The organism is Clostridium pacaense (assembly GCF_020709765.2).
GTDB classification, from domain to species: domain Bacteria; phylum Bacillota; class Clostridia; order Lachnospirales; family Lachnospiraceae; genus Enterocloster; species Enterocloster hominis.
This window is the reverse complement of the sequence record NZ_JAJFEB020000009.1, coordinates 22,439-41,543: the sequence shown is the minus strand read 5'-3', so window position 1 is coordinate 41,543 and position 19,105 is coordinate 22,439. Positions and strand designations below refer to the sequence as shown.

18 protein-coding genes are annotated in these 19,105 nt (G+C 52.1%); 15 read left to right on the top strand and 3 right to left on the bottom strand.

Annotated elements, in window-relative coordinates:
• The first annotated feature begins 2 nt into the window (after window positions 1-2).
• The 12 genes from LK536_RS45310 to LK536_RS45255 all read left to right on the top strand — a co-directional run bounded on the left by LK536_RS45310 (window position 3) and on the right by LK536_RS45255 (window position 12,792).
• On the top strand, window positions 3-935 hold the full coding sequence (locus tag LK536_RS45310; RefSeq protein WP_227795790.1) for a transketolase family protein: 933 nt from the start codon (window positions 3-5) through the stop codon (window positions 933-935).
• Window positions 936-972: 37 nt separating this feature from the next.
• On the top strand, window positions 973-1,857 hold the full coding sequence (locus tag LK536_RS45305) for a carbohydrate ABC transporter permease (protein WP_008719739.1): 885 nt from the start codon (window positions 973-975) through the stop codon (window positions 1,855-1,857).
• Window positions 1,858-1,873: 16 nt separating this feature from the next.
• Complete coding sequence (locus tag LK536_RS45300) at window positions 1,874-2,701, top strand: carbohydrate ABC transporter permease (protein ID WP_177314784.1); 828 nt, start codon at window positions 1,874-1,876, stop codon at window positions 2,699-2,701.
• 136 nt (window positions 2,702-2,837) lie between these two features.
• Window positions 2,838-4,229 carry an ABC transporter substrate-binding protein gene (locus tag LK536_RS45295; protein WP_227795789.1) on the top strand — a complete coding sequence of 464 codons (1,392 nt, stop codon included), beginning with the start codon at window positions 2,838-2,840 and terminating at the stop codon, window positions 4,227-4,229.
• A gap of 10 nt (window positions 4,230-4,239) precedes the next feature.
• Entirely contained in the window at window positions 4,240-4,638 is a 399-nt protein-coding gene (locus LK536_RS45290) for a cupin domain-containing protein (protein WP_025485601.1), read from the top strand.
• Window positions 4,587-5,033 (top strand): TIM barrel protein, encoded by a 447-nt coding sequence (locus LK536_RS45285; RefSeq protein ID WP_227795880.1) that lies wholly within the window; start codon window positions 4,587-4,589, stop codon window positions 5,031-5,033. Before LK536_RS45290 ends, LK536_RS45285 begins: the two co-directional genes overlap by 52 nt.
• A gap of 168 nt (window positions 5,034-5,201) precedes the next feature.
• Window positions 5,202-6,410: a DUF401 family protein gene (locus LK536_RS45280; protein ID WP_227795788.1), complete on the top strand. Its 1,209-nt coding sequence runs from the start codon at window positions 5,202-5,204 to the stop codon at window positions 6,408-6,410.
• Window positions 6,411-6,567: 157 nt separating this feature from the next.
• Window positions 6,568-6,987, top strand: a complete 420-nt coding sequence (gene rpsL, locus LK536_RS45275; protein ID WP_008719729.1) for a 30S ribosomal protein S12 — start codon at window positions 6,568-6,570, stop codon at window positions 6,985-6,987.
• Window positions 6,988-7,341: 354 nt separating this feature from the next.
• Window positions 7,342-7,812: a 30S ribosomal protein S7 gene (rpsG, locus tag LK536_RS45270; RefSeq protein ID WP_002568226.1), complete on the top strand. Its 471-nt coding sequence runs from the start codon at window positions 7,342-7,344 to the stop codon at window positions 7,810-7,812.
• Window positions 7,813-7,860: 48 nt separating this feature from the next.
• A complete protein-coding gene (gene fusA, locus LK536_RS45265; RefSeq protein ID WP_227795787.1) occupies window positions 7,861-9,978 on the top strand; it encodes an elongation factor G in 2,118 nt (705 codons plus the stop codon).
• Window positions 9,979-10,087: 109 nt separating this feature from the next.
• Window positions 10,088-11,281, top strand: coding sequence for an elongation factor Tu (tuf, locus tag LK536_RS45260; protein ID WP_227795786.1), 1,194 nt, complete (start codon window positions 10,088-10,090; stop codon window positions 11,279-11,281).
• A 134-nt stretch (window positions 11,282-11,415) separates the two neighbouring features.
• Window positions 11,416-12,792: an MATE family efflux transporter gene (locus LK536_RS45255; RefSeq protein WP_227795785.1), complete on the top strand. Its 1,377-nt coding sequence runs from the start codon at window positions 11,416-11,418 to the stop codon at window positions 12,790-12,792.
• Between the two features lie 127 nt (window positions 12,793-12,919).
• On the opposite strand, the gene LK536_RS45250 is transcribed toward LK536_RS45255, so the two are convergent.
• Window positions 12,920-13,147, bottom strand: a complete 228-nt coding sequence (locus tag LK536_RS45250; RefSeq protein ID WP_008719716.1) for a hypothetical protein — start codon at window positions 13,145-13,147, stop codon at window positions 12,920-12,922.
• A 420-nt stretch (window positions 13,148-13,567) separates the two neighbouring features.
• On the opposite strand from LK536_RS45250, the gene LK536_RS45245 reads away from it, so the two are divergent.
• Complete coding sequence (locus LK536_RS45245) at window positions 13,568-14,479, top strand: YitT family protein (protein WP_120055288.1); 912 nt, start codon at window positions 13,568-13,570, stop codon at window positions 14,477-14,479.
• Between the two features lie 146 nt (window positions 14,480-14,625).
• On the opposite strand, the gene LK536_RS45240 is transcribed toward LK536_RS45245, so the two are convergent.
• On the bottom strand, window positions 14,626-15,174 hold the full coding sequence (locus tag LK536_RS45240; protein WP_227795784.1) for a CDP-alcohol phosphatidyltransferase family protein: 549 nt from the start codon (window positions 15,172-15,174) through the stop codon (window positions 14,626-14,628).
• A 95-nt stretch (window positions 15,175-15,269) separates the two neighbouring features.
• Here LK536_RS45240 and LK536_RS45235 point away from each other — a divergent pair, with 95 nt between their 5' ends.
• Complete coding sequence (locus tag LK536_RS45235) at window positions 15,270-16,124, top strand: MurR/RpiR family transcriptional regulator (protein ID WP_008719710.1); 855 nt, start codon at window positions 15,270-15,272, stop codon at window positions 16,122-16,124.
• On the opposite strand, the gene LK536_RS45230 is transcribed toward LK536_RS45235, so the two are convergent.
• Complete coding sequence (locus LK536_RS45230) at window positions 16,105-17,076, bottom strand: LysR family transcriptional regulator (protein WP_227795783.1); 972 nt, start codon at window positions 17,074-17,076, stop codon at window positions 16,105-16,107. The two genes, LK536_RS45235 and LK536_RS45230, sit on opposite strands and share 20 nt — an antisense overlap.
• A gap of 199 nt (window positions 17,077-17,275) precedes the next feature.
• On the opposite strand from LK536_RS45230, the gene ilvD reads away from it, so the two are divergent.
• Window positions 17,276-18,979 carry a dihydroxy-acid dehydratase gene (ilvD, locus tag LK536_RS45225; RefSeq protein ID WP_227795782.1) on the top strand — a complete coding sequence of 568 codons (1,704 nt, stop codon included), beginning with the start codon at window positions 17,276-17,278 and terminating at the stop codon, window positions 18,977-18,979.
• The last annotated feature ends 126 nt before the right edge of the window (window positions 18,980-19,105 follow it).

Here is a 19,105-nt window from a genome sequence, read left to right as displayed (position 1 = left end):
CCATGGGAGAATTGATAGCAACAAGGGATGCCTTTGGCAGCGCATTGATTGCCTGCGGCGGGGAGAACAAGGATATTGTCGTGCTGGATGCGGACCTGGCCAAGGCGACCATGAGCGTAAGGTTTAAGGAAGCATATCCGGAGCGCTTTTTTGATGTGGGAATTGCAGAGGGGGATTTGATTGATACGGCCGCGGGACTGTCCATGACAGGCAGGATTCCCTTTGCATGCACATTTGCCGTATTTGCAGCGGGGCGCGCCTTTGAACAGATACGCAACTCAGTGGCCTACCCCAGGCTGAACGTGAAGATCTGCGGCAGCCACGGCGGGGTACAGGTGGGCAAGGACGGCGCCACCCATCAGGCCATAGAGGACCTTGCCATCATGTCGGCCATTCCCAACATGGTGGTGCTCAACCCAGGGGATGCGGTTGAGATGGAAGCTGCCGTGAAGGCCATGGTGGAATACGACGGGCCGGTCTATGTGCGCCTTGGCAGGAATCCGGTTCCTGTTGTATTTGACAGGGAAACCTACCGGTTTGAAATCGGCAGGGGAACCGTTGTGCGGGAAGGCGGGGACGTGACCCTCATAGCCACGGGCTGCCTGCTGGACGTGGCGGTGAAGGCGGCGGATATCCTTTTACAGGAAGGTATTTCCGCTGAAATCATCAACATTGCCACCATCAAGCCCCTGGACAGGGAAATCATCACAAAGTCCGTCCAAAAGACAGGAAAGGCGGTTGTGATGGAGGAAGGAATCATTGTGGGCGGCCTTGGCTCCGCCGTGGCGGCAGCCCTCTCTGAAACCTGCCCGGTGCCGATGGCCTTCATCGGTATGGACGATACCTTTGGCCAGTCCGGGGACGCGGCGGACCTGATGAAGTATTATCATATGACTGCCGGGGATACGGTAATGAAAGTGAAGGGGTTATTATGATCCTGCCAGACGGCCGGGGAAAGGAGGCATATGCCCGATGAATGGAAAGAAATACTCCTGGATATGGCCCTACCTGCTCATTGCGCCTGCGCTGATTGTGGTAATCTGTGTGGTATTCATTCCCGTGATTGAGGCTGTAATCACCAGCCTTAAATACCATGACCTGCGTTATCCAAACAGGACGGCATGGGTGGGGCTTCAGAATTATTCCGACCTGCTGACAGCGGATTCCCAGTTCTGGCCTTCTTTATACAGGACAATCCTGTGGGTTGTATTTGGCGTGGGGTTCCAGTTCCTTCTGGGGTTCGTGCTGGCCCTGGTACTGAACACCAGGTTCCGGTTCCGCGGCATTGTCCGCGCGGCGGCCATGGTACCCTGGGTCACGCCGGGCGTCCTGATCGGACTGATCTGGAGATGGCTGTATGACGGGGATTACGGGGTCATCAACGACCTGCTCAAACGGATGGGATTCCTCACCAGGGGAATTGCCTATCTGTCCAGGGTGGATACCGCGCTTCCCGCGGCTATTTTCTCTGTCGTATGGCAGGGAATCCCATTTTTTGCCCTGATGCTCCTGGCCGCACTACAGGGCGTTTCCACGGAAATGTACGAGGCGGCTGACATTGACGGGGCCAATTTTTTCCAGAAGCTGTTTTACATCACCATCCCGTCCATCCGGAATACCATATATGTAACGCTTCTGCTGCGGGTCATCTGGGTTGCCAATTCCATTGACATTATACAGAACATGACGGCGGGAGGGCCTGCCTATGCCACCCAGACCATTGGCATCTATGTGTATCAGAAGGCCAGGGTGCTGAACCTGGGCTACGCTTCCGCGCTGGCAGTAATCATGACAATCATCCTTCTGGCTGTATCGGTTCCCTATCTCAGGTATACCTTCCGCCAGATTGATGATTAGGAAGGGAGGGGTGCAGATGAACCATAACCGGAAACGATCCATCTTTGTATGGATACTTGTCCTTTTGTTCCTGGTATTCTTACTGTTTCCTTTTTACTGGATGTTTGTGACATCGGTGAAGACAGATGCGGAAATCTATGCCAGTCCCCTGGTTTACTGGCCAAAGGAAGTAATCTGGACAACCTATGGGAAACTGTTCGGATATTTTAACTTTCTCCGGTACATGAAGAACAGCCTGGTGGTGGCGGTGGTTACCATGCTTCTGTCACTGTGCGTATCCCTTCTGGCGGCCTATGCGTTTTCCAGGTACCAGTTTCGGGGAAGGAAGCTGCTGATGTGCATTTTCCTGTCCAACAATATGTTTCCGACCGTGCTGCTGATGATACCCCTTTATTCCATCATGCGGCAGATCGGGCTTTTGTATACGCCGGGCGCTTTGGTGCTTTCCTATACAACATTTACCATCCCATTCACCATCTGGCTGCTGCAGGGATTTATCCGGGACTTCCCGTTTTCCCTGGAGGAGGCGGCCCTGGTGGATGGTTGCAGCCGGCTGACCGCGTTTTTCCATGTGTTCCTTCCGATTATGAAGCAGTGCCTGATTGCAGCCGGGGTCTATATATTCATGCAGGCATGGAATGAATACACGCTGTCCTCCATGTTCACCAACCCCCAGACAAGGACCATACCAGTGGCCCTCAACAGCCTGATCGGACAGCTGGGGGTGGAGTGGGATATGCTGTGTGCAGGCGGCATGGTGGCCATCCTTCCGGTGTGCGTCATGTTCTTCTTTGCGCAGAAGAGGCTGGTGGAAGGGCTGACCGCAGGGGCAGTGAAGGGCTAGGGGGTGTCCTCCCTGCATGGCCTGGGATAATCTGATGTTTTGGTAGATGGAAAGTCAGGAAGATAGGAAGTCAGAAAGATTGGAAGACGGAATACAAAAAGACAGTATAAGACGAATGACATAAAGGAGGATTTTTATGAAGAAAATATCAATCATGACCGCAGCAGTGACAGCGGCAGTCCTGACGCTGTCAGCATGCTCAGGCGGTTCTGTCGGCAGTACAGGGAGTCCCGGAGGGAACGGTGCCGGAGGGGCAGGAAGTCCCGGCGCCGGAGAGGCCGCCAGTTCCCCGGACGCGGACGCCAAAGGCACAGGCGCCGGGACGGACAGCCCTGCCCAAGGTATGGATGAGGCAGGGGCTAAGGAGGTGGAGCTGATGTTCTGGTATTGGGCTGACAACACGGAACAGTCAGATCTGATACTGGGCATTGTGGAGGATTTTAACAGGGACAATAGCAGGGGGATTACGGTAAAGGCAGAGGAGTATCCCTGGAACGGCGGCGGCTTCAGCGAGGATACCTTTACCGCTGTCATGGGCGGAGGCGGCCCGGATGTATCCACCTTCAAACTGTCGGCCGGGAAAATGTACGCGGCCAACCAGCTGCTGGCAGATATGTCATCCTATGTGGAAAACTGGGATGACGCGGGCCAGATCAGCGATGCTGCCTGGGACATCGTGAAGGAGAGCACGGGAAACGGACAGCTGAACGTCATGCCCTGGACCCTGGAACCATTGTATGTGTATTACAGGCCCTCCTATTTTGAGAAGGCAGGGGTCAGCGTACCAACTACCTTTGACCAGTGGCTGGAGTGCATTGAGAAGTGTACCATGGACACGGACGGGGACGGCCAGACCGATGTGTACGGCTACGGCCTGAGAGGCGCTAACGGGGGACAGGAGCATCTGGGAAGCTTCCTTTACGCCTACGGGGCGGACTGGAGCGACCTGATAACGCCTGAGGCGGTGGAAGCCTATCAGGCATATCTGGGCATTTATGAAAACGGATGGGCGCCGGAATCCGCTCCCAATGCAGGGTACGCGGAGCTGGTGGACGGTTTCAAGTCAGGCTTGACGGCCATGATGCTTCACCACGTCGGCTCCAGCAGCATCTGGCTGGAAACCTTCGGGGACGATGTGGACGCATTTGTGATGCCCGGCACGCAAAAGGGGCAGTGGACCTGTACCGGGGACACGGAACTGGTGGTATATGAGCAGTGCAGGGACAAGGAGGCGGCCTTTGAGTTCATCAAATATATGATTACGGGCGATGGAGGGACCAAATGGTTTAAAGGCACCGGCAAGGGCCTGGGAACAGACAACGTAACCTCTACCCCTGAGTATGCGGCCAACCCGTTCCAGGAGGTTTCCGCACAAAGCATACCCATAGCAGGCGTGCTGCCTCCAACGGATACGGTAACAGAGTTTATCAACAGCGTATGGTCCAACACCAACCAGCAGGCGCTGCTGGGACAGGTCACCCCGGAGGAAGCGCTGGAGGTCATGAACCAGTCCCTGAACGGACAGTAAGGAGGGCAGGATGAAGATAGAATCCTTTGGATATACCGGCGAAGGCATGAGCCGGGTCTATGAGAATGGACAATGGACCGTGGGAATCAAGAATTACAAACCAGCGAATGATAAATCCCTTTTTAATGAGCTGGAGCGCCACAATGAAACCGATGAACTGTTTGTACTGACAGCAGGGGCATGCACCCTTGTATATGCAGACGGGGCAGATGGGGAAATGAAGTTCGGCGCCGTCTCCATGGAGCGGGGAAAGGTATACAATATCCCACAGGGGCTGTGGCACAATACCATCACGGTCCCGGGAACCAGGATGGTATTGATTGAAGACCCGGGGACAGGCATGTCCAACAGTGAGATATATCATCTGGAGGATGGGGAAGCGGAAGAACTCCGGAGGCTGATACTGTAAATTATATTCAGAAACAGGCCTGGGAACACAGTGTCGGTTCACTAAATGAAATATTGAAGACGGCCCGGGATTATCGGGTGACCCTGAGCCTGGAGGTGGTTAACCGGTATGAGCATTACCTGCTGAACACGGCCGGGGAAGGGGTGAGGATGGCAGAGGAGACGGAGAGCGGTTTCTGCAAGGTGCTGCTGGATTCATTCCATATGAATATAGAAGAGGATGATATGGGGGAAGCCATACGTCATGCCCACATGCATGATAAAATAGGAGGGATCCATATTGGGGAAGCCAACCGAAGGGTTCCGGGAACCGGAAAGAGCCATATGGACTGGGAAGGATTTTTCGGTACCCTGAGGGATTCATTGACATGGCCCGGACAGGGGCTGGTTTTGTAAGGGAATCCTGGACCGCTGCCAGTAAGTGAAAAAGTGGTTGTGGGGAAGACGGCTGTCATGATAGAATGGGAATCATGACAGCTGTTTTTCGTCCGCTTCAGGGGATAAGGGGGCTGTTGATGCAACGCCTGTGTCAGGCGGCTGAATAATGGGTATGGGAGATTTAAAATGAACATTCTGATACTGAAACTCTGTCTTGTCTTTCTGGTCATCATCGCAATCCTTTGGATGAAACGGCCTCTTTTTTTGGCTATTTCCGGCGGTCTGGCAGCGGCAGTGCTGCTGTACGGCATCCGTCTGCCGGATGCCCTTGTGATCATGGGGAAATCCATGGTCAGCAAGGACACCATTACGGTGGTGCTCAGCTTTTATTTCATCACCTTCCTCCAGCGTATGCTGGAACGCAGGAACCGGTTAAAACAGGCAGAGGAATCCCTTAACGGCCTGTTCAACAACCGGAGGATTAATGCCTCAGCCGCCCCTGCTGTCATCGGCCTGCTGCCCTCGGCCGGGGCCATGACCATATGTGCGGAAATCGTACGGTCCTCCTGCGAGGATTATCTGAGCGACGAGGATATGACGGCAGTCACCAGCTTTTACAGGCATATACCGGAGAGCTTCCTGCCCACCTATTCCTCCATCCTGATTGCCCTGGCCGTGTCCGGCATAGGGGCCGGGGAGTTTGTGGTGGCCATGATCCCGCTGGTGGCGGCCCTGTTTTTCATCGGCTATCTTTTTTTCCTGCGCAAGGTGCCGAAACCCACGGGGATGGTTTCGGAGGGCGGCAAGGGAGAGGCTGCAAAGCTGCTGGTGCGCAGCCTGTGGTCCATCATACTGATTGTGGTGCTAATCATTGCATTTGACATACCGGTCTACATAGCCACGCCGCTGGTGGCGGTGCTGAATGTGTTTGTGGACAGGCTGAAGCCGTGGGAGATTAAACCCATGTTCAGGACTGCCTTTGAACCCATCATTATTTTTAATACCATATTAATCATGATGTTCAAGGATATCATCACATCCACCGGGGTAATCCATGAATTGCCCGCCTTCTTTGGCGGCCTGCCGATTCCCATGCCTCTGGTGTTTGCGCTGATTTTCTTTTTTGGGACTGTCATCAGCGGTTCCAATGCAATCATTCCCCTGTGCATGCCCATGGCCATGGCGGCCATGCCGGAGGGCGGCGTGCCTCTTCTGGTGCTGCTCATGAGTTCCGCTTATGCTGCCATGCAGATAAGCCCTACCCATGTATGCCTGTTCATCGCAGCGGAGTGTTTTAAGGTAAATATGGGCGGCCTGGTGAAGCGGAATATACCTATGATACTGCTGTTTTTTGCAATTACCCTTGTGTATACGGCGGCTCTGGGTGTATTTTAAGGGAATTTTGGGAATATTTCAGGAATATAAAAAGAAATTCCTTGACAGAATATTTTTACATGTATATAATAATATGGCGTGCTTGAACACGTAATGTTTTCGTGCGCAAAAAGCTGATATACAGCAACCGCAGACAATATCACAGGAGGTGAAAAGAATGCCAACATTTAACCAGTTAGTGAGAAAGGGAAGACAGACCAGCGTTAAGAAGTCTACTGCACCAGCTCTGCAGAGGGGTTACAACTCCTTACAGAAGAAGGCAACAGACGCATCCGCACCACAGAAGCGTGGCGTGTGTACCGCTGTTAAGACTGCTACCCCTAAGAAGCCTAACTCAGCACTGAGGAAGATTGCCAGAGTCCGTCTTTCCAACGGCATCGAGGTTACAAGCTACATTCCAGGAGAGGGTCATAACCTTCAGGAGCATAGCGTTGTACTGATTCGTGGAGGAAGGGTAAAGGATCTGCCAGGTACCAGATACCACATCGTTAGAGGTACACTGGATACAGCAGGTGTTGCTAACAGAAGGCAGGCCCGTTCCAAATACGGCGCTAAGAGACCAAAAGACAAGAAGTAATCAGTTAGACCGCATATTTGAATTATAGGAATTGTGCCGGATTGATGATATTGACCTGTAGGTTGCAGGATTATATATTGTAGAACCGTGCATGAACGCATTTGGCTGGCGGGAAGGCCTTATGAGGAAGTACAATGAGCTGGGGCACCATGCTTGGTGTCGCGCTGGAAGACGCGCCCGTTTCGCAGGCGCGCTTGATTGCTGGATGTGGTATATTGCTCGCGGAGCGTGCAATGTATCGCCAAACTCGAAAAGACCTCGCTAAGCACTCAATGCGAGTACCTATGATCTAATGAAACGCTGGGAAGGATCTGCATGACAGGTCCGGACAGCTCTATTAAGGAGGGAAGTAACGTGCCACGTAAAGGACATACTCAGAAAAGAGACGTTCTGGCAGACCCGATTTACAATAACAAGGTTGTTACCAAGTTAATCAACAACATTATGTTAGATGGTAAGAAGGGTGTTGCGCAGAAAATTGTATATGGCGCTTTCGACCGTGTTGCTGAGACAACCGGCAAGGACGCCATGGAAGTATTTGAAGAAGCAATGAACAACATCATGCCTGTTCTGGAAGTTAAGGCAAAACGTATCGGCGGAGCTACCTATCAGGTACCAATCGAGGTTAGGCCTGAGAGGAGACAGACACTGGCTCTCCGCTGGATTACCCTGTACTCCCGCAAGAGAGGCGAGAAGACCCAGAAGGACAGACTGGCAAACGAGATCATGGACGCTGCCAACAATACCGGCGCATCTGTGAAGAAGAAAGAAGACATGCACAAGATGGCAGAAGCAAACAAGGCGTTTTCACACTTCCGCTTCTAATTGCGGTCGTGTGCGAGACCTGTTTGATTATTTAAGGAGGAAAATCCCTTGGCTGGAAGAGAATATCCATTGGAGAGAACCAGGAATATCGGAATCATGGCCCATATCGATGCTGGTAAGACCACCACGACTGAGCGTATTCTGTATTACACTGGTGTAAACTATAAAATTGGCGATACCCACGAGGGTACTGCTACCATGGACTGGATGGCTCAGGAGCAGGAGAGAGGTATCACCATTACTTCCGCTGCTACCACTTGTCACTGGACCCTGCAGGAAAACTGCAAGCCAAAGCCAGGTGCATTAGAGCATCGTATCAACATCATTGATACTCCAGGACACGTTGACTTCACGGTTGAAGTTGAGCGTTCCCTGCGTGTACTTGATGGCGCTGTTGGCGTATTTTGTGCAAAGGGCGGTGTAGAGCCCCAGTCTGAGAACGTATGGCGCCAGGCTGACACCTACAACGTACCGCGTATGGCCTTCATCAATAAGATGGACATCCTTGGTGCGAACTTCTACGGCGCTGTAGACCAGATTAAGACCAGACTTGGCAAGAATGCAATCTGCATTCAGCTGCCAATCGGCAAGGAAGATGATTTCAAAGGAATCATCGACCTGTTTGAAATGAAAGCCTACATCTATAATGATGATAAGGGCGATGATATATCTGTCCTTGATATCCCTGAGGATATGAAGGATGACGCTGAATTATACCGTTCCGAGTTAGTAGAGAAGATCTGCGAACTGGATGACGATTTAATGATGGCTTACCTTGAGGGTGAGGAGCCAAGCAACGAGGAACTGAAGAAGGCACTGAGGACAGCTACCTGTCAGTGTGCCGCAATTCCGGTATGCTGTGGTACTGCTTACAGGAACAAGGGCGTCCAGAAGTTACTGGATGCTGTCATCGAGTTCATGCCTTCACCATTAGACATCCCTTCCATCAAGGGTGTTGACCTGGACGGCAATGAAGTTGAGCGTCACTCTTCTGATGAAGAGCCATTTGCAGCTCTTGCATTCAAGATCATGACAGACCCGTTCGTTGGTAAGCTTGCATTCTTCCGCGTGTATTCAGGAAGCCTGAACTCCGGTTCTTATGTACTGAATGCCACAAAGGGCAAGAAGGAGCGTGTTGGACGTATCCTTCAGATGCATGCCAACAAGAGAAACGAGCTGGATAAGGTTTATGCCGGTGATATCGCGGCAGCTGTCGGATTTAAGATGACATCCACAGGCGATACCATCTGTGATGAGAAGAACCCGGTTATCCTGGAGTCCATGGAATTCCCAGAGCCGGTTATCGACATTGCAATCGAGCCTAAGACCAAAGCAAGCCAGGATAAGATGGGCGATGCGCTGGTTAAGCTGGCTGAGGAAGATCCGACCTTCCGCGTACGCACCGATGAAGAGACAGGCCAGACCATCATCTCCGGTATGGGTGAGCTTCATCTGGACATCATTGTTGACCGTCTGCTGCGTGAATTCAACGTAGAGGCCAACGTAGGTGCTCCTCAGGTTGCATATAAGGAAACATTCACCAAGGCTGTGGATGTTGACAGTAAGTATGCGAAGCAGTCCGGCGGACGTGGACAGTACGGTCACTGTAAGGTTCACTTCACACCAATGGAAGCAAACGCAGAAGAGACCTTCAAGTTCACTTCTTCCGTTGTCGGCGGTGCCATTCCGAAGGAATACATCCCGGCTGTAGGCGAAGGTATCGAGGAAGCATGCAAGACCGGTATCCTTGGCGGATTCCCAGTACTGGGCGTTCACGCTGATGTATACGACGGTTCCTACCATGAGGTTGACTCCTCCGAAATGGCATTCCACATTGCCGGTTCCATGGCATTTAAGGATGCAATGCACAAGGGCAACCCAATCCTGCTTGAGCCGATCATGAAGGTGGAAGTAACCATGCCGGAAGACTACATGGGTGATGTCATCGGTGATATCAACTCCCGTCGTGGACGTATCGAAGGTATGGAGGATATCGGCGGAGGCAAGATGGTAAGGGCATACGTTCCGCTGTCAGAAATGTTCGGTTATTCAACAGACCTGCGCTCCAGGACACAGGGCCGTGGAAACTACTCCATGTTCTTTGATAAGTACGAGCCGGTTCCGAAGAATGTACAGGAAAAGGTGCTTTCCGACCACAAGAAATAATTAACAAAAGGCTTGTAAATCCAAGGAAAATAGAATATAATGATTGATAGCCTGACATTAACTATAATAGCCCATTATACAGGGCGCAAATTAAGGAGGACGTTATAAAATGGCTAAAGCTAAGTTTGAAAGAAACAAACCTCATTGTAACATTGGTACCATCGGACACGTTGACCATGGTAAAACAACTTTAACCGCAGCAATCACAAAGACTCTTCATGAGAGATTAGGTACCGGCGAGGCTGTTGCTTTCGAGAATATCGATAAGGCTCCAGAAGAGAGGGAGCGTGGTATCACCATCTCTACTGCTCACGTTGAGTATGAGACAAAGAACAGACACTATGCTCACGTTGACTGCCCAGGACATGCTGACTACGTTAAGAACATGATTACTGGTGCTGCTCAGATGGACGGCGCTATCCTGGTTGTAGCTGCTACCGATGGTGTTATGGCTCAGACAAGAGAGCACATCCTGCTGTCCCGTCAGGTTGGCGTTCCTTACATTGTTGTTTTCATGAACAAGTGTGATATGGTTGACGATCCAGAGCTGCTTGAATTAGTAGACATGGAAATCCGTGAACTGTTAAATGAATATGAGTTCCCAGGCGATGATACTCCTATCATCCAGGGTTCTGCACTGAAGGCACTGGAAGATCCTACAAGCGAGTGGGGCGACAAAGTTCTTGAGCTTATGGACGCTGTTGACTCTTGGGTTCCAGATCCAGTCCGTGAGACAGATAAGCCTTTCCTGATGCCAGTAGAGGATGTATTCACAATTACCGGCCGTGGTACTGTTGCTACCGGTAGGGTAGAGCGTGGAACACTTCACCTCAGTGATGAAGTTGAAATCATCGGTATCCACGAGGACATCCGCAAGACTGTTATCACCGGTATCGAGATGTTCCGTAAGCTGCTTGACGAGGCTCAGGCTGGCGACAACATCGGCGCTCTTCTGCGTGGTATCCAGAGAACTGAAATCGAAAGAGGACAGTGTCTGTGTAAGCCAGGTTCCGTTAAGTGCCACAAGAAGTTTACCGCTCAGGTTTACGTTCTGACAAAGGACGAGGGCGGCCGTCATACTCCTTTCTTCAACAACTACCGTCCTCAGTTCTACTTCAGAACAACTGACGTTACTGGCGTTTGCGATCTGCCAGAAGGTGTTGAGATGTGTATGCCTGGTGATAACGTAGAGATGACCGTAGAGCTGATTCATCCAGTAGCTATGGAGCAGGGTCTTCGTTTCGCTATCCGTGAAGGCGGAAGAACCGTTGGTTCCGGCAGGGTTGTAAGCGTTATTGAATAATTCATTTTAAATGAATCATAATTGCCTGTATAGGTATATCTGAATAGATATTGTGTCCAAGCGTAAATTGAACCCCTGGAATGTGAAAGCATTTCAGGGGTTTTTTTGGAGGAAATTTTGGAGGAAATGAGAAGATGAGCCAACAAAAGAACCTGACGGAAGGGAACATCCTGTCATCCCTCATGGGATTTGCACTTCCGGTACTGGCAGCCCTGTTCCTGCAGACCATGTACGGGGCAGTGGATATGATGATTGTGGGCCGGTTCAGCCATGCAGCCGAGGTATCCGCCGTGTCCACTGGCAGCTGGATCATGCAGACCATAACCACTGCTATCGTGGGCCTTTCCATGGGGACCACCATCCTGCTGGGCAGGAGGATAGGGGAAAAACAGCCGGAGGAAGCGGGACGCGTGGCAGGTGCGGGCATCTGGATGTTTGCATGGATTGGGATTGTGGTCACTGTCGTGATGCAGTTTCTGGCAGTACCTGCCACCGGATGGATGCAGGCGCCCAGGGAAGCATTTGACAGTACGGCATCATATGTGAGGATATGTTCGGCAGGCGCTGTATTTATCGTGGCATATAATGTGATGGGAAGTATATTCCGGGGGCTGGGGAACTCCAGGCTTCCCCTGATTTCCGTGTCCATTGCATGTCTGGTCAATATTGCAGGCGACCTTTTGCTGGTCGGGGTGTTCGGCATGGCATCGGCCGGCGCGGCCATTGCCACTGTCTTTGCGCAGGTGGTGAGCGTGGTGCTGTCCTTTGCAATCATAAGGAAACAGAACCTGCCCTTTGTATTTGACCGGAAGAGCATATGCTGGAACCGGCCATTGGTGTCGCACATCGTGAAGCTGGGTTTTCCCATTGCGTTCCAGGATGTGCTGGTGTCCATTTCATTTCTTGTCATATCAGCCATTGTGAACACGCTGGGGGTCATACCTTCAGCCGGGGTAGGGGTGGCGGAGAAGCTGGCTGGCTTCGTGCTTCTGGTCCCATCAGCCTACAGCCAGGCCATGTCCGCCTTTGTGGCGCAGAATATCGGGGCAAAGCGTCCGGACCGGGCAAGGAAGGCCTTGCTGTACGGCATCCTCACCTCCCTGGGAGCCGGTGTGTTCCTGGCCTGGTTCACCTTTTTCCATGGAGACATACTGTCTGGAATCTTTTCCGGGGACAGGGAAGTGGTTTTGGCATCGGCTGATTATCTAAGGGCCTATGCCATTGACTGTCTGCTGGTTTCCTTCATGTTCTGCATGACGGGATTTTTCAATGGATGCGGCAAGACAGCCTTCGTGATGTTTCAGGGCATTGCTGGGGCGTTTGGGGTCAGGATTCCCGTGTCTTATCTGATGAGCAGGCTGGCGCCTGTTTCCCTGTTCCGGATTGGCCTGGCCACGCCGGCCTCAACCCTGCTGCAGATCCTGCTCTGCGGTATCTACATGAAGGTCATAAGCAAAGACCCTCTTTTGCGTATGGACGGCAGGCCGTCATCGCAGGGGAGGAGCAGGTAAATACAGGATAAAAGCCGGTATTCCCGCGTATTTGATGGGGAATGACCGGCTTTTGTTTTTTTCTGTTCGGTTTTCAGCTATTACAGGTCCGTCCACTCCAGGCTTCTGCTATCACTTACTTCCTTCATCACGTTCCGTCATCGGCGCACACAATCCGGATGAACTTTGCCATAAGCGGAATGTAGCTCACGATGAAGGTGGCGGCAGCTATGCATAATACGGTTTTCTTCCTCTGGCTGGGAACATGAAGGCCGATGCAGATGCCAAGGGACAGAAGGCAGAACTTCAGTAAGCTGATGAGTTTCCAGTCGGATTCCCAGATATACTGGTTCGCGCAGCGGATGAGTTTTTTCATGGTGATACCTCCTCTTATGTATTTTATAGTTCTAGTTTAACACAGGGAGGATGGGATTGGAAGTGAGGGATGGATGGAAATAAAAAGAAATGGGAAGTAAGGAGCTGTAGGGGCTGTAAGGGACAGCAAAGAGCTGTCTTGACATGCGGTAGAAAACGTGTTACCATTACTTTTGCGTGTTATCATACGTATACAGCAGGATGATCCGGACGCCGGACAGTCATGTCCCTTTGGCAGATTGGATTCCGGCTGGCAGAACAGGAACAGAAGGTTAAACAGATGAGGATTGGGTTATCACCATACAGGGCCTGGTTGGGCCGTATTACATGCAGCATCCCATATAAAGCATTATGACAGCAGAGGAATCTGCTGTTTTTTATTGCGGATTTTACCCGGCTACAGTGAGAAAGGACTAAAAACATGGAAGAGAAAAACAAGATAATAAGGGAACTCATAAGAATCGGACAGATTGTCCTTGGCAACACCATGTACGCCCTGGCAGTGGTGCTGTTCATCGTCCCCAATGGGCTGATAACAGGGGGGACCACGGGCCTGGCCCTTTTTGCCTCCCACACCATGGGGATACCGATCAGCCTCTTTGTCAGCATTTTCAATATCACCATGTTCCTCCTTGGGGCGTGGATACTGGGGAAGCAGTTTGCTGTCACCACGGTAATCAGCACCATCATCTACCCTGTGATGCTGGGGCTTTTGGAAGGCTCGGGTTTTGGCGGTTTTGTGCTTGAGGAAAAGATGGTGGCGGTAATTTATGCCGGTATCCTCATAGGAGGCGGCATCGGTATCGTCATGCGTGCAGGGGCATCCACCGGCGGCATGGACATACCATCCCTTATCCTTAAGAAGAAATTCGACGTCAATATCTCCTTCAGCCTTTACCTGATGGACTGCGTGGTTCTGGGGCTGCAGTTCATTGTGGCTGATTCCCATGCAATCCTGTACGGGATCCTGTTAATCATCGTGTACACCATGGTGCTTAACAAGGTACTGATGTCCGGCAATGTGAGGATACAGGTGAAGGTGGTCACCCGGTATTATGAGCGGATTAACAGGCTGATTGCAGAGCGCCTGGACTGCGGCACATCCCTGCTGCATATGGAGACAGGCTATCTGCACAAGGAACAGGATATGATTCTGGCCGTCATTGCAAGGCGTGACCTGCCAAGACTTAACCAGCTTGTGATGAACGAGGATCCGGAAGCATTTATGATAATAAACCAGATTAACGAGGTCAGGGGCCGCGGTTTTACCATGAAACGGGTGTATCAGGACGCGGCGTACCAGGAAGCTGATTATGGCGATGCTGCCCAGTGAGGATATAAGGCAGCGGGAACCGTAAGACTGCCCCGCAGTACTAGCTACATGTTCCGTAAGACTGCCCCGCAGTACTGGCTACATGTTCCGTAAGACTGCCCCGCAGTACTGGATACATGTTCCATAAAACTGCCCCGCAGCACAGCCTACATATTCCGGAAGACCGGTATGTACAGCACCAGGGTAAGGGCCATGGCGGCCGTGCACAGATAAATCAGGCCGTTGACAATCCCCAGGGGCAGACGGGGGAAAATCAGGAAAATGAACAGTACCACATACAAAAGGGCGGTGCAGCATTTTCCAAACCACTTGGCGCCGTTGAGCTTCTTGCCCTGGCGCAGTTTGATGATACCCATGACCAGCATGAAGCCTTCCTTTATCACATAGAGCACAAGCATCAGAAGGATCAGCGGATACCGGCTTAAGAGACAGAGGAGGATGGCGCCGTGGGACAGTTTGTCAGCCAGGGGATCCAGGAACTTGCCGAAATCTGTAATCATGTTGAATTTCCTTGCCACCATGCCGTCAAACATATCGGTCAGCGAGGAGATGCCCATGACCAGGGCGGCCATGTAGTAATCCATGTCCGTGGAGGCGGTCAGATACAGCCAGACAAAGACCGGAATCATGAGCAGGCGGAAATACCCCATCAGGTTAGGAATGGATAAAAGTTCTTTTTTGGAAAAATACTTCATAATAGAACACCTCTCTCTTGCTAAAAGAAATATTTTTTTTTATAATAAAGATAAATTAATTTTTCATATAGCGGGCATCCAAAGGAGGAAGGCATATGACAGCGGATTTTTTAGTGGGAATCAGAGGAGAATATAACCAGTTTACAAAGGCGGAAAAAAAGGTGGCGGATTTTATCCTCAATAATCCCAAAAAGGTTCTGTTCATGTCCATTACGGAACTGGCTGAGGCCTGCGGCGTGGGGGATACCAGCGTATTCCGTTTCTGCAAGACCATGGACTGCAAAGGATACCAGGAATTTAAAATGCTCCTGTCCCTGAGCCTTAATGAGGGAAAGCAGGGCCTGGGGCAGATTGAAGGCGATATCGGCAGGGACGATTCATTTGCCCAGGTGGCCCAGAAGGTCCTGGCCTCCAATATCGATGCGCTGCGGGAGACCCATTCCTTATTAAAGCGGGAGAACTTTGAAAAGGTCATAGAGTGCTTCCACCGGGCAAAGCGCATCTGCTTTTACGGAGTGGGGACCAGCATGACCACGGCCATGAAGGCTGCGGACAAGTTCTTAAAAATAGAACCCAAGGTATACTGTGTGGCAGACTCCCACATGCAGGCCATGATGGCCTCCACCATGTCAAAGGGCGAAACGGCTGTTGTATTTTCCTATTCCGGCGCAACCAAGGACACCATCCATGTGGCGGAACTGGCTAAGAAGGCCGGGGCTGATATTGTATGTATCACCCGTTTCATCAAATCCCCCCTTACAGCCTATGGGGACATGGTATTGCTCTGCGGCGCCAATGAAAGCCCTCTTCAGGCCGGTTCCTCGTCCGCGGAAATCAGCCAGCTGTTCCTGATTGACCTTCTGTATACGGAATATTACAGAAGGTACTATGATACCTGCTGTATTAACAATGAAAAGACATCCGCGTCCGTCATGGAGAAGCTGTGCTGACATGGGCTGCCTGACCGCCGGCGTCCGCACCGGGCAGTGCAAGCTCCCTCTTCCAATAGCAGGAGGCCAGGTCGATGAAACGTCTGGCAGGCATGCTTAAGTAGCTGTTCCTTCGGTAGCTGGCAGCCAGGTCCCAGGTGGGATGGCCCGGCAGGCAGAAGAAGGCAACTTCCTTCCTGGGAGGGATGGAGTCCGTATAGGGGACCAGGCCGCAGCACATCCTGGCGGCAATGATATCGATGATGGTTTTTGCCCTGGATGTTTCGAAGAGCACATTGGGCACAAAGCCCGCCTGCCGGAAAATGCTGTCCACACACTCCCGTATGGTGGATTCCCTGTACATCAGGGCAAATGGCTCATACTTAAGTCCCCTGATATCCAGTTCCGGATACGGACCCTTGCCTGTCAGGGAAGCCTGACCGCACAGGGGATGGACAGAAGGGACTGCCAGGATCAGTTCCTCAGAAGCAATGTGGATGTACGCATCCTCGGTCTTCTGGCTGTCCCTCAGGGTCATGAAGCCGATATCCAGACCGCCCTGCGCAATCATCTGCTGCTGCCTGCGCACGCTTGCCTCGGTTACATTGATGACAATCCCAGGATACTCCCTGTGAAAATCAGGATATACATCCGTGAACATAAAGGCGCCTCTTTCCGGCGGGAAAGCGATGGAGAGGGTGCCTTTTTTGACGGCAGCGATATCCTGCAGGCGGCGGTATGTCTCCCGCTTCATGCGCAGCATCTCCCTTGCCGTGCCCAGATAGACCTCCCCGGCCTCCGTGGGGGTCCATCCGGTGCGGGAGCGGTTGAACAGAGGGGTGCCGATATCCCGCTCCAGGTGCAGCAGCTGCTGGTTCAGGGCGGAGGGGGTGATGAAAAGCTTTTGTGCTGCCCTGGTCACATTGCGCTCCTCGGCTATTTTCACAATGTATTCGATTTCCTTCAGGTTCATGGAATCCTCCTTTTACATCCTATCTTTATTATAGAAGGAAATGAGAAGAAAAACAATAATGGAAAAATAATACTGTTAGAAAAATTAACAATACATCAATATCTATTAATTTTACTTTCTAAAAGACGGGGTTTATAATAAAGCCATGGAATATTTACACGGCGCGGACAGGAACAGCGCAAAGCGAGGAGGACGTGATATGGATTTTGAGAAAGAGTTTGAGATGAAGGACAGGAGGTACCGCAGCAGTATGCTGACCAACGGCCTGGGGCGGTCCGGCCAGAGGGCGCTTTTATATGCCACAGGCATGGATGAGGAGGATATGAAGAAGCCATTTGTGGCGGTCATCGGTTCCTTCAGCGAGATGGTGCCGGGACATGTGCATCTTCGGGAACTGGCGGATTATGTGAAGCAGGGTGTCATAGAAGCAGGCGGCGTGCCAAGGCAGTCGGAAACCATTGCAATCTGTGACGGTCTGTGCCAGGGACATAAGGGGATGTGCTATCCTTTGGCCAGCAGGGACCTGATTGCGGATTCCGTGGAAATGGTGGTGGAGGCCCATCATTTTGACGCCATGGTACTGCTGCCCGGCTGTGACAAGATCATCCCGGGAATGCTGATGGCGGCCGCTAGGCTGGATATTCCGGCAGTGATAGTGCCCGGAGGCCCCATGCTTCCCGGCAATGTGGGCGGCAACCCGCTGTTCTGTTCCTCGGAGCTGCGGGAGTATCCGGGCCGGGTAGAGATGGGGACGGTGACGGCAGAGGAGATGAAGGAGGCGGAGAAGGCCGCCCTTCCAACGGTTGGAAGCTGCGCCCATCTGGGAACCGCCAATTCCATGTGCATGCTGACCGAGGTCCTGGGAATGGCCCTGCCCGGTGCAGGAACCGCCCCGGCCGTGTCCAATAAGAGGAAACGGATTGCCAAGGCATCGGGCCGGTGTGTGATGGAAATGCTTAAGGAGGGGCTTACACCGAGGAAGATACTGACCAGGGAGACCATGCTCAATGGTATCGCAGGAGCCATGGCAACCGGTTCCTCCACCAACCTGGTGCTGCACCTTATGGCCATTGCCCATGAGGCAGGGGTGGAGCTGACCCTGGAGGACTTTGACCGCATCAGCCGCCAGGTGCCGTTTGTATGCAACCTCCAGCCCTCAGGGGATTATCCCATCGTATCCCTGGATGCCAGCGGCGGGATCCAGGCAGTGTTAAAGACCATTGAATCCAGGCTTCATAAGGATGTACTGACCGTTACCGGCAAGACGCTTAGCACACTTCTTGAACCGGTCCAGGCCCGGCCGGACCAGGTGCTAAAGTCCATGGATGAACCCCAGAAACCGGAAGGCGGTATTGCAATCCTCAAGGGAAACCTGGCGCCCTCAGGCGCGGTTGTGAAGCAGTCGGGGGTAAAGCCTTCCATGTATCATTTCCGTGGGAAGGCAAGGGTATTCGATTCCATGGAGGAAGCGGACGCGGCTGTCAGCGGCGGCGGGATAGAAAAGGGAACCGTCATTGTCATCCGCTATGAAGGCCCCAAGGGCGGCCCGGGCATGAGGGAAATGCTTTCCACCACAGCCCTTATCATGGGCAGGGGCATGGACGAGGACTGCGCCCTGGTCACGGACGGACGGTTCTCAGGAGCAACCCATGGTCCATGCGTGGGCCATGTATCGCCTGAGGCGGCATCCGGCGGCCCCATCGGGCTGGTGGAGGACGGGGATATCATAGAGATTGATATCCCGGGCCGAAGCCTGCATATTGAGGTGACAGAAGAGGAGTTTGACAGAAGGCGGAAAACATCCGTCCCGGTCAGGAAGCCCAGGAAACCTGCGCTGGCCAAATATGCGGCGCTGGTAAGTTCGGCTGATACAGGGGCGGTGATTGATGTGTCGAAGCTGTAAGATTCTTTTCATAACCAAACGTAAAATCTTCCAGAGCGTCATACAATAATTAAGAGACATGTAATAAAAAGTTCACGGAAAATGTAAACTTAATCCTGTATGATGTACCTTGTATCCTATTCTGGA

Excerpts from the sequence above, each read along its gene's own strand:
- LK536_RS45310 (WP_227795790.1), top strand. The coding sequence starts at position 3 with ATGGGAGAATTGATAGCAACAAGGGATGCCTTTGGCAGCGCATTGATT.
- LK536_RS45305 (WP_008719739.1), top strand. The coding sequence starts at position 973 with ATGAATGGAAAGAAATACTCCTGGATATGGCCCTACCTGCTCATTGCG.
- LK536_RS45300 (WP_177314784.1), top strand. The coding sequence starts at position 1,874 with ATGAACCATAACCGGAAACGATCCATCTTTGTATGGATACTTGTCCTT.
- LK536_RS45295 (WP_227795789.1), top strand. The coding sequence starts at position 2,838 with ATGAAGAAAATATCAATCATGACCGCAGCAGTGACAGCGGCAGTCCTG.
- LK536_RS45290 (WP_025485601.1), top strand. The coding sequence starts at position 4,240 with ATGAAGATAGAATCCTTTGGATATACCGGCGAAGGCATGAGCCGGGTC.
- LK536_RS45280 (WP_227795788.1), top strand. The coding sequence starts at position 5,202 with ATGAACATTCTGATACTGAAACTCTGTCTTGTCTTTCTGGTCATCATC.
- rpsL (WP_008719729.1), top strand. The coding sequence starts at position 6,568 with ATGCCAACATTTAACCAGTTAGTGAGAAAGGGAAGACAGACCAGCGTT.
- tuf (WP_227795786.1), top strand. The coding sequence starts at position 10,088 with ATGGCTAAAGCTAAGTTTGAAAGAAACAAACCTCATTGTAACATTGGT.
- LK536_RS45255 (WP_227795785.1), top strand. The coding sequence starts at position 11,416 with ATGAGCCAACAAAAGAACCTGACGGAAGGGAACATCCTGTCATCCCTC.
- LK536_RS45250 (WP_008719716.1), bottom strand. The coding sequence starts at position 13,147 with ATGAAAAAACTCATCCGCTGCGCGAACCAGTATATCTGGGAATCCGAC.
- LK536_RS45245 (WP_120055288.1), top strand. The coding sequence starts at position 13,568 with ATGGAAGAGAAAAACAAGATAATAAGGGAACTCATAAGAATCGGACAG.
- LK536_RS45240 (WP_227795784.1), bottom strand. The coding sequence starts at position 15,174 with ATGAAGTATTTTTCCAAAAAAGAACTTTTATCCATTCCTAACCTGATG.
- LK536_RS45235 (WP_008719710.1), top strand. The coding sequence starts at position 15,270 with ATGACAGCGGATTTTTTAGTGGGAATCAGAGGAGAATATAACCAGTTT.
- LK536_RS45230 (WP_227795783.1), bottom strand. The coding sequence starts at position 17,076 with ATGAACCTGAAGGAAATCGAATACATTGTGAAAATAGCCGAGGAGCGC.
- ilvD (WP_227795782.1), top strand. The coding sequence starts at position 17,276 with ATGGATTTTGAGAAAGAGTTTGAGATGAAGGACAGGAGGTACCGCAGC.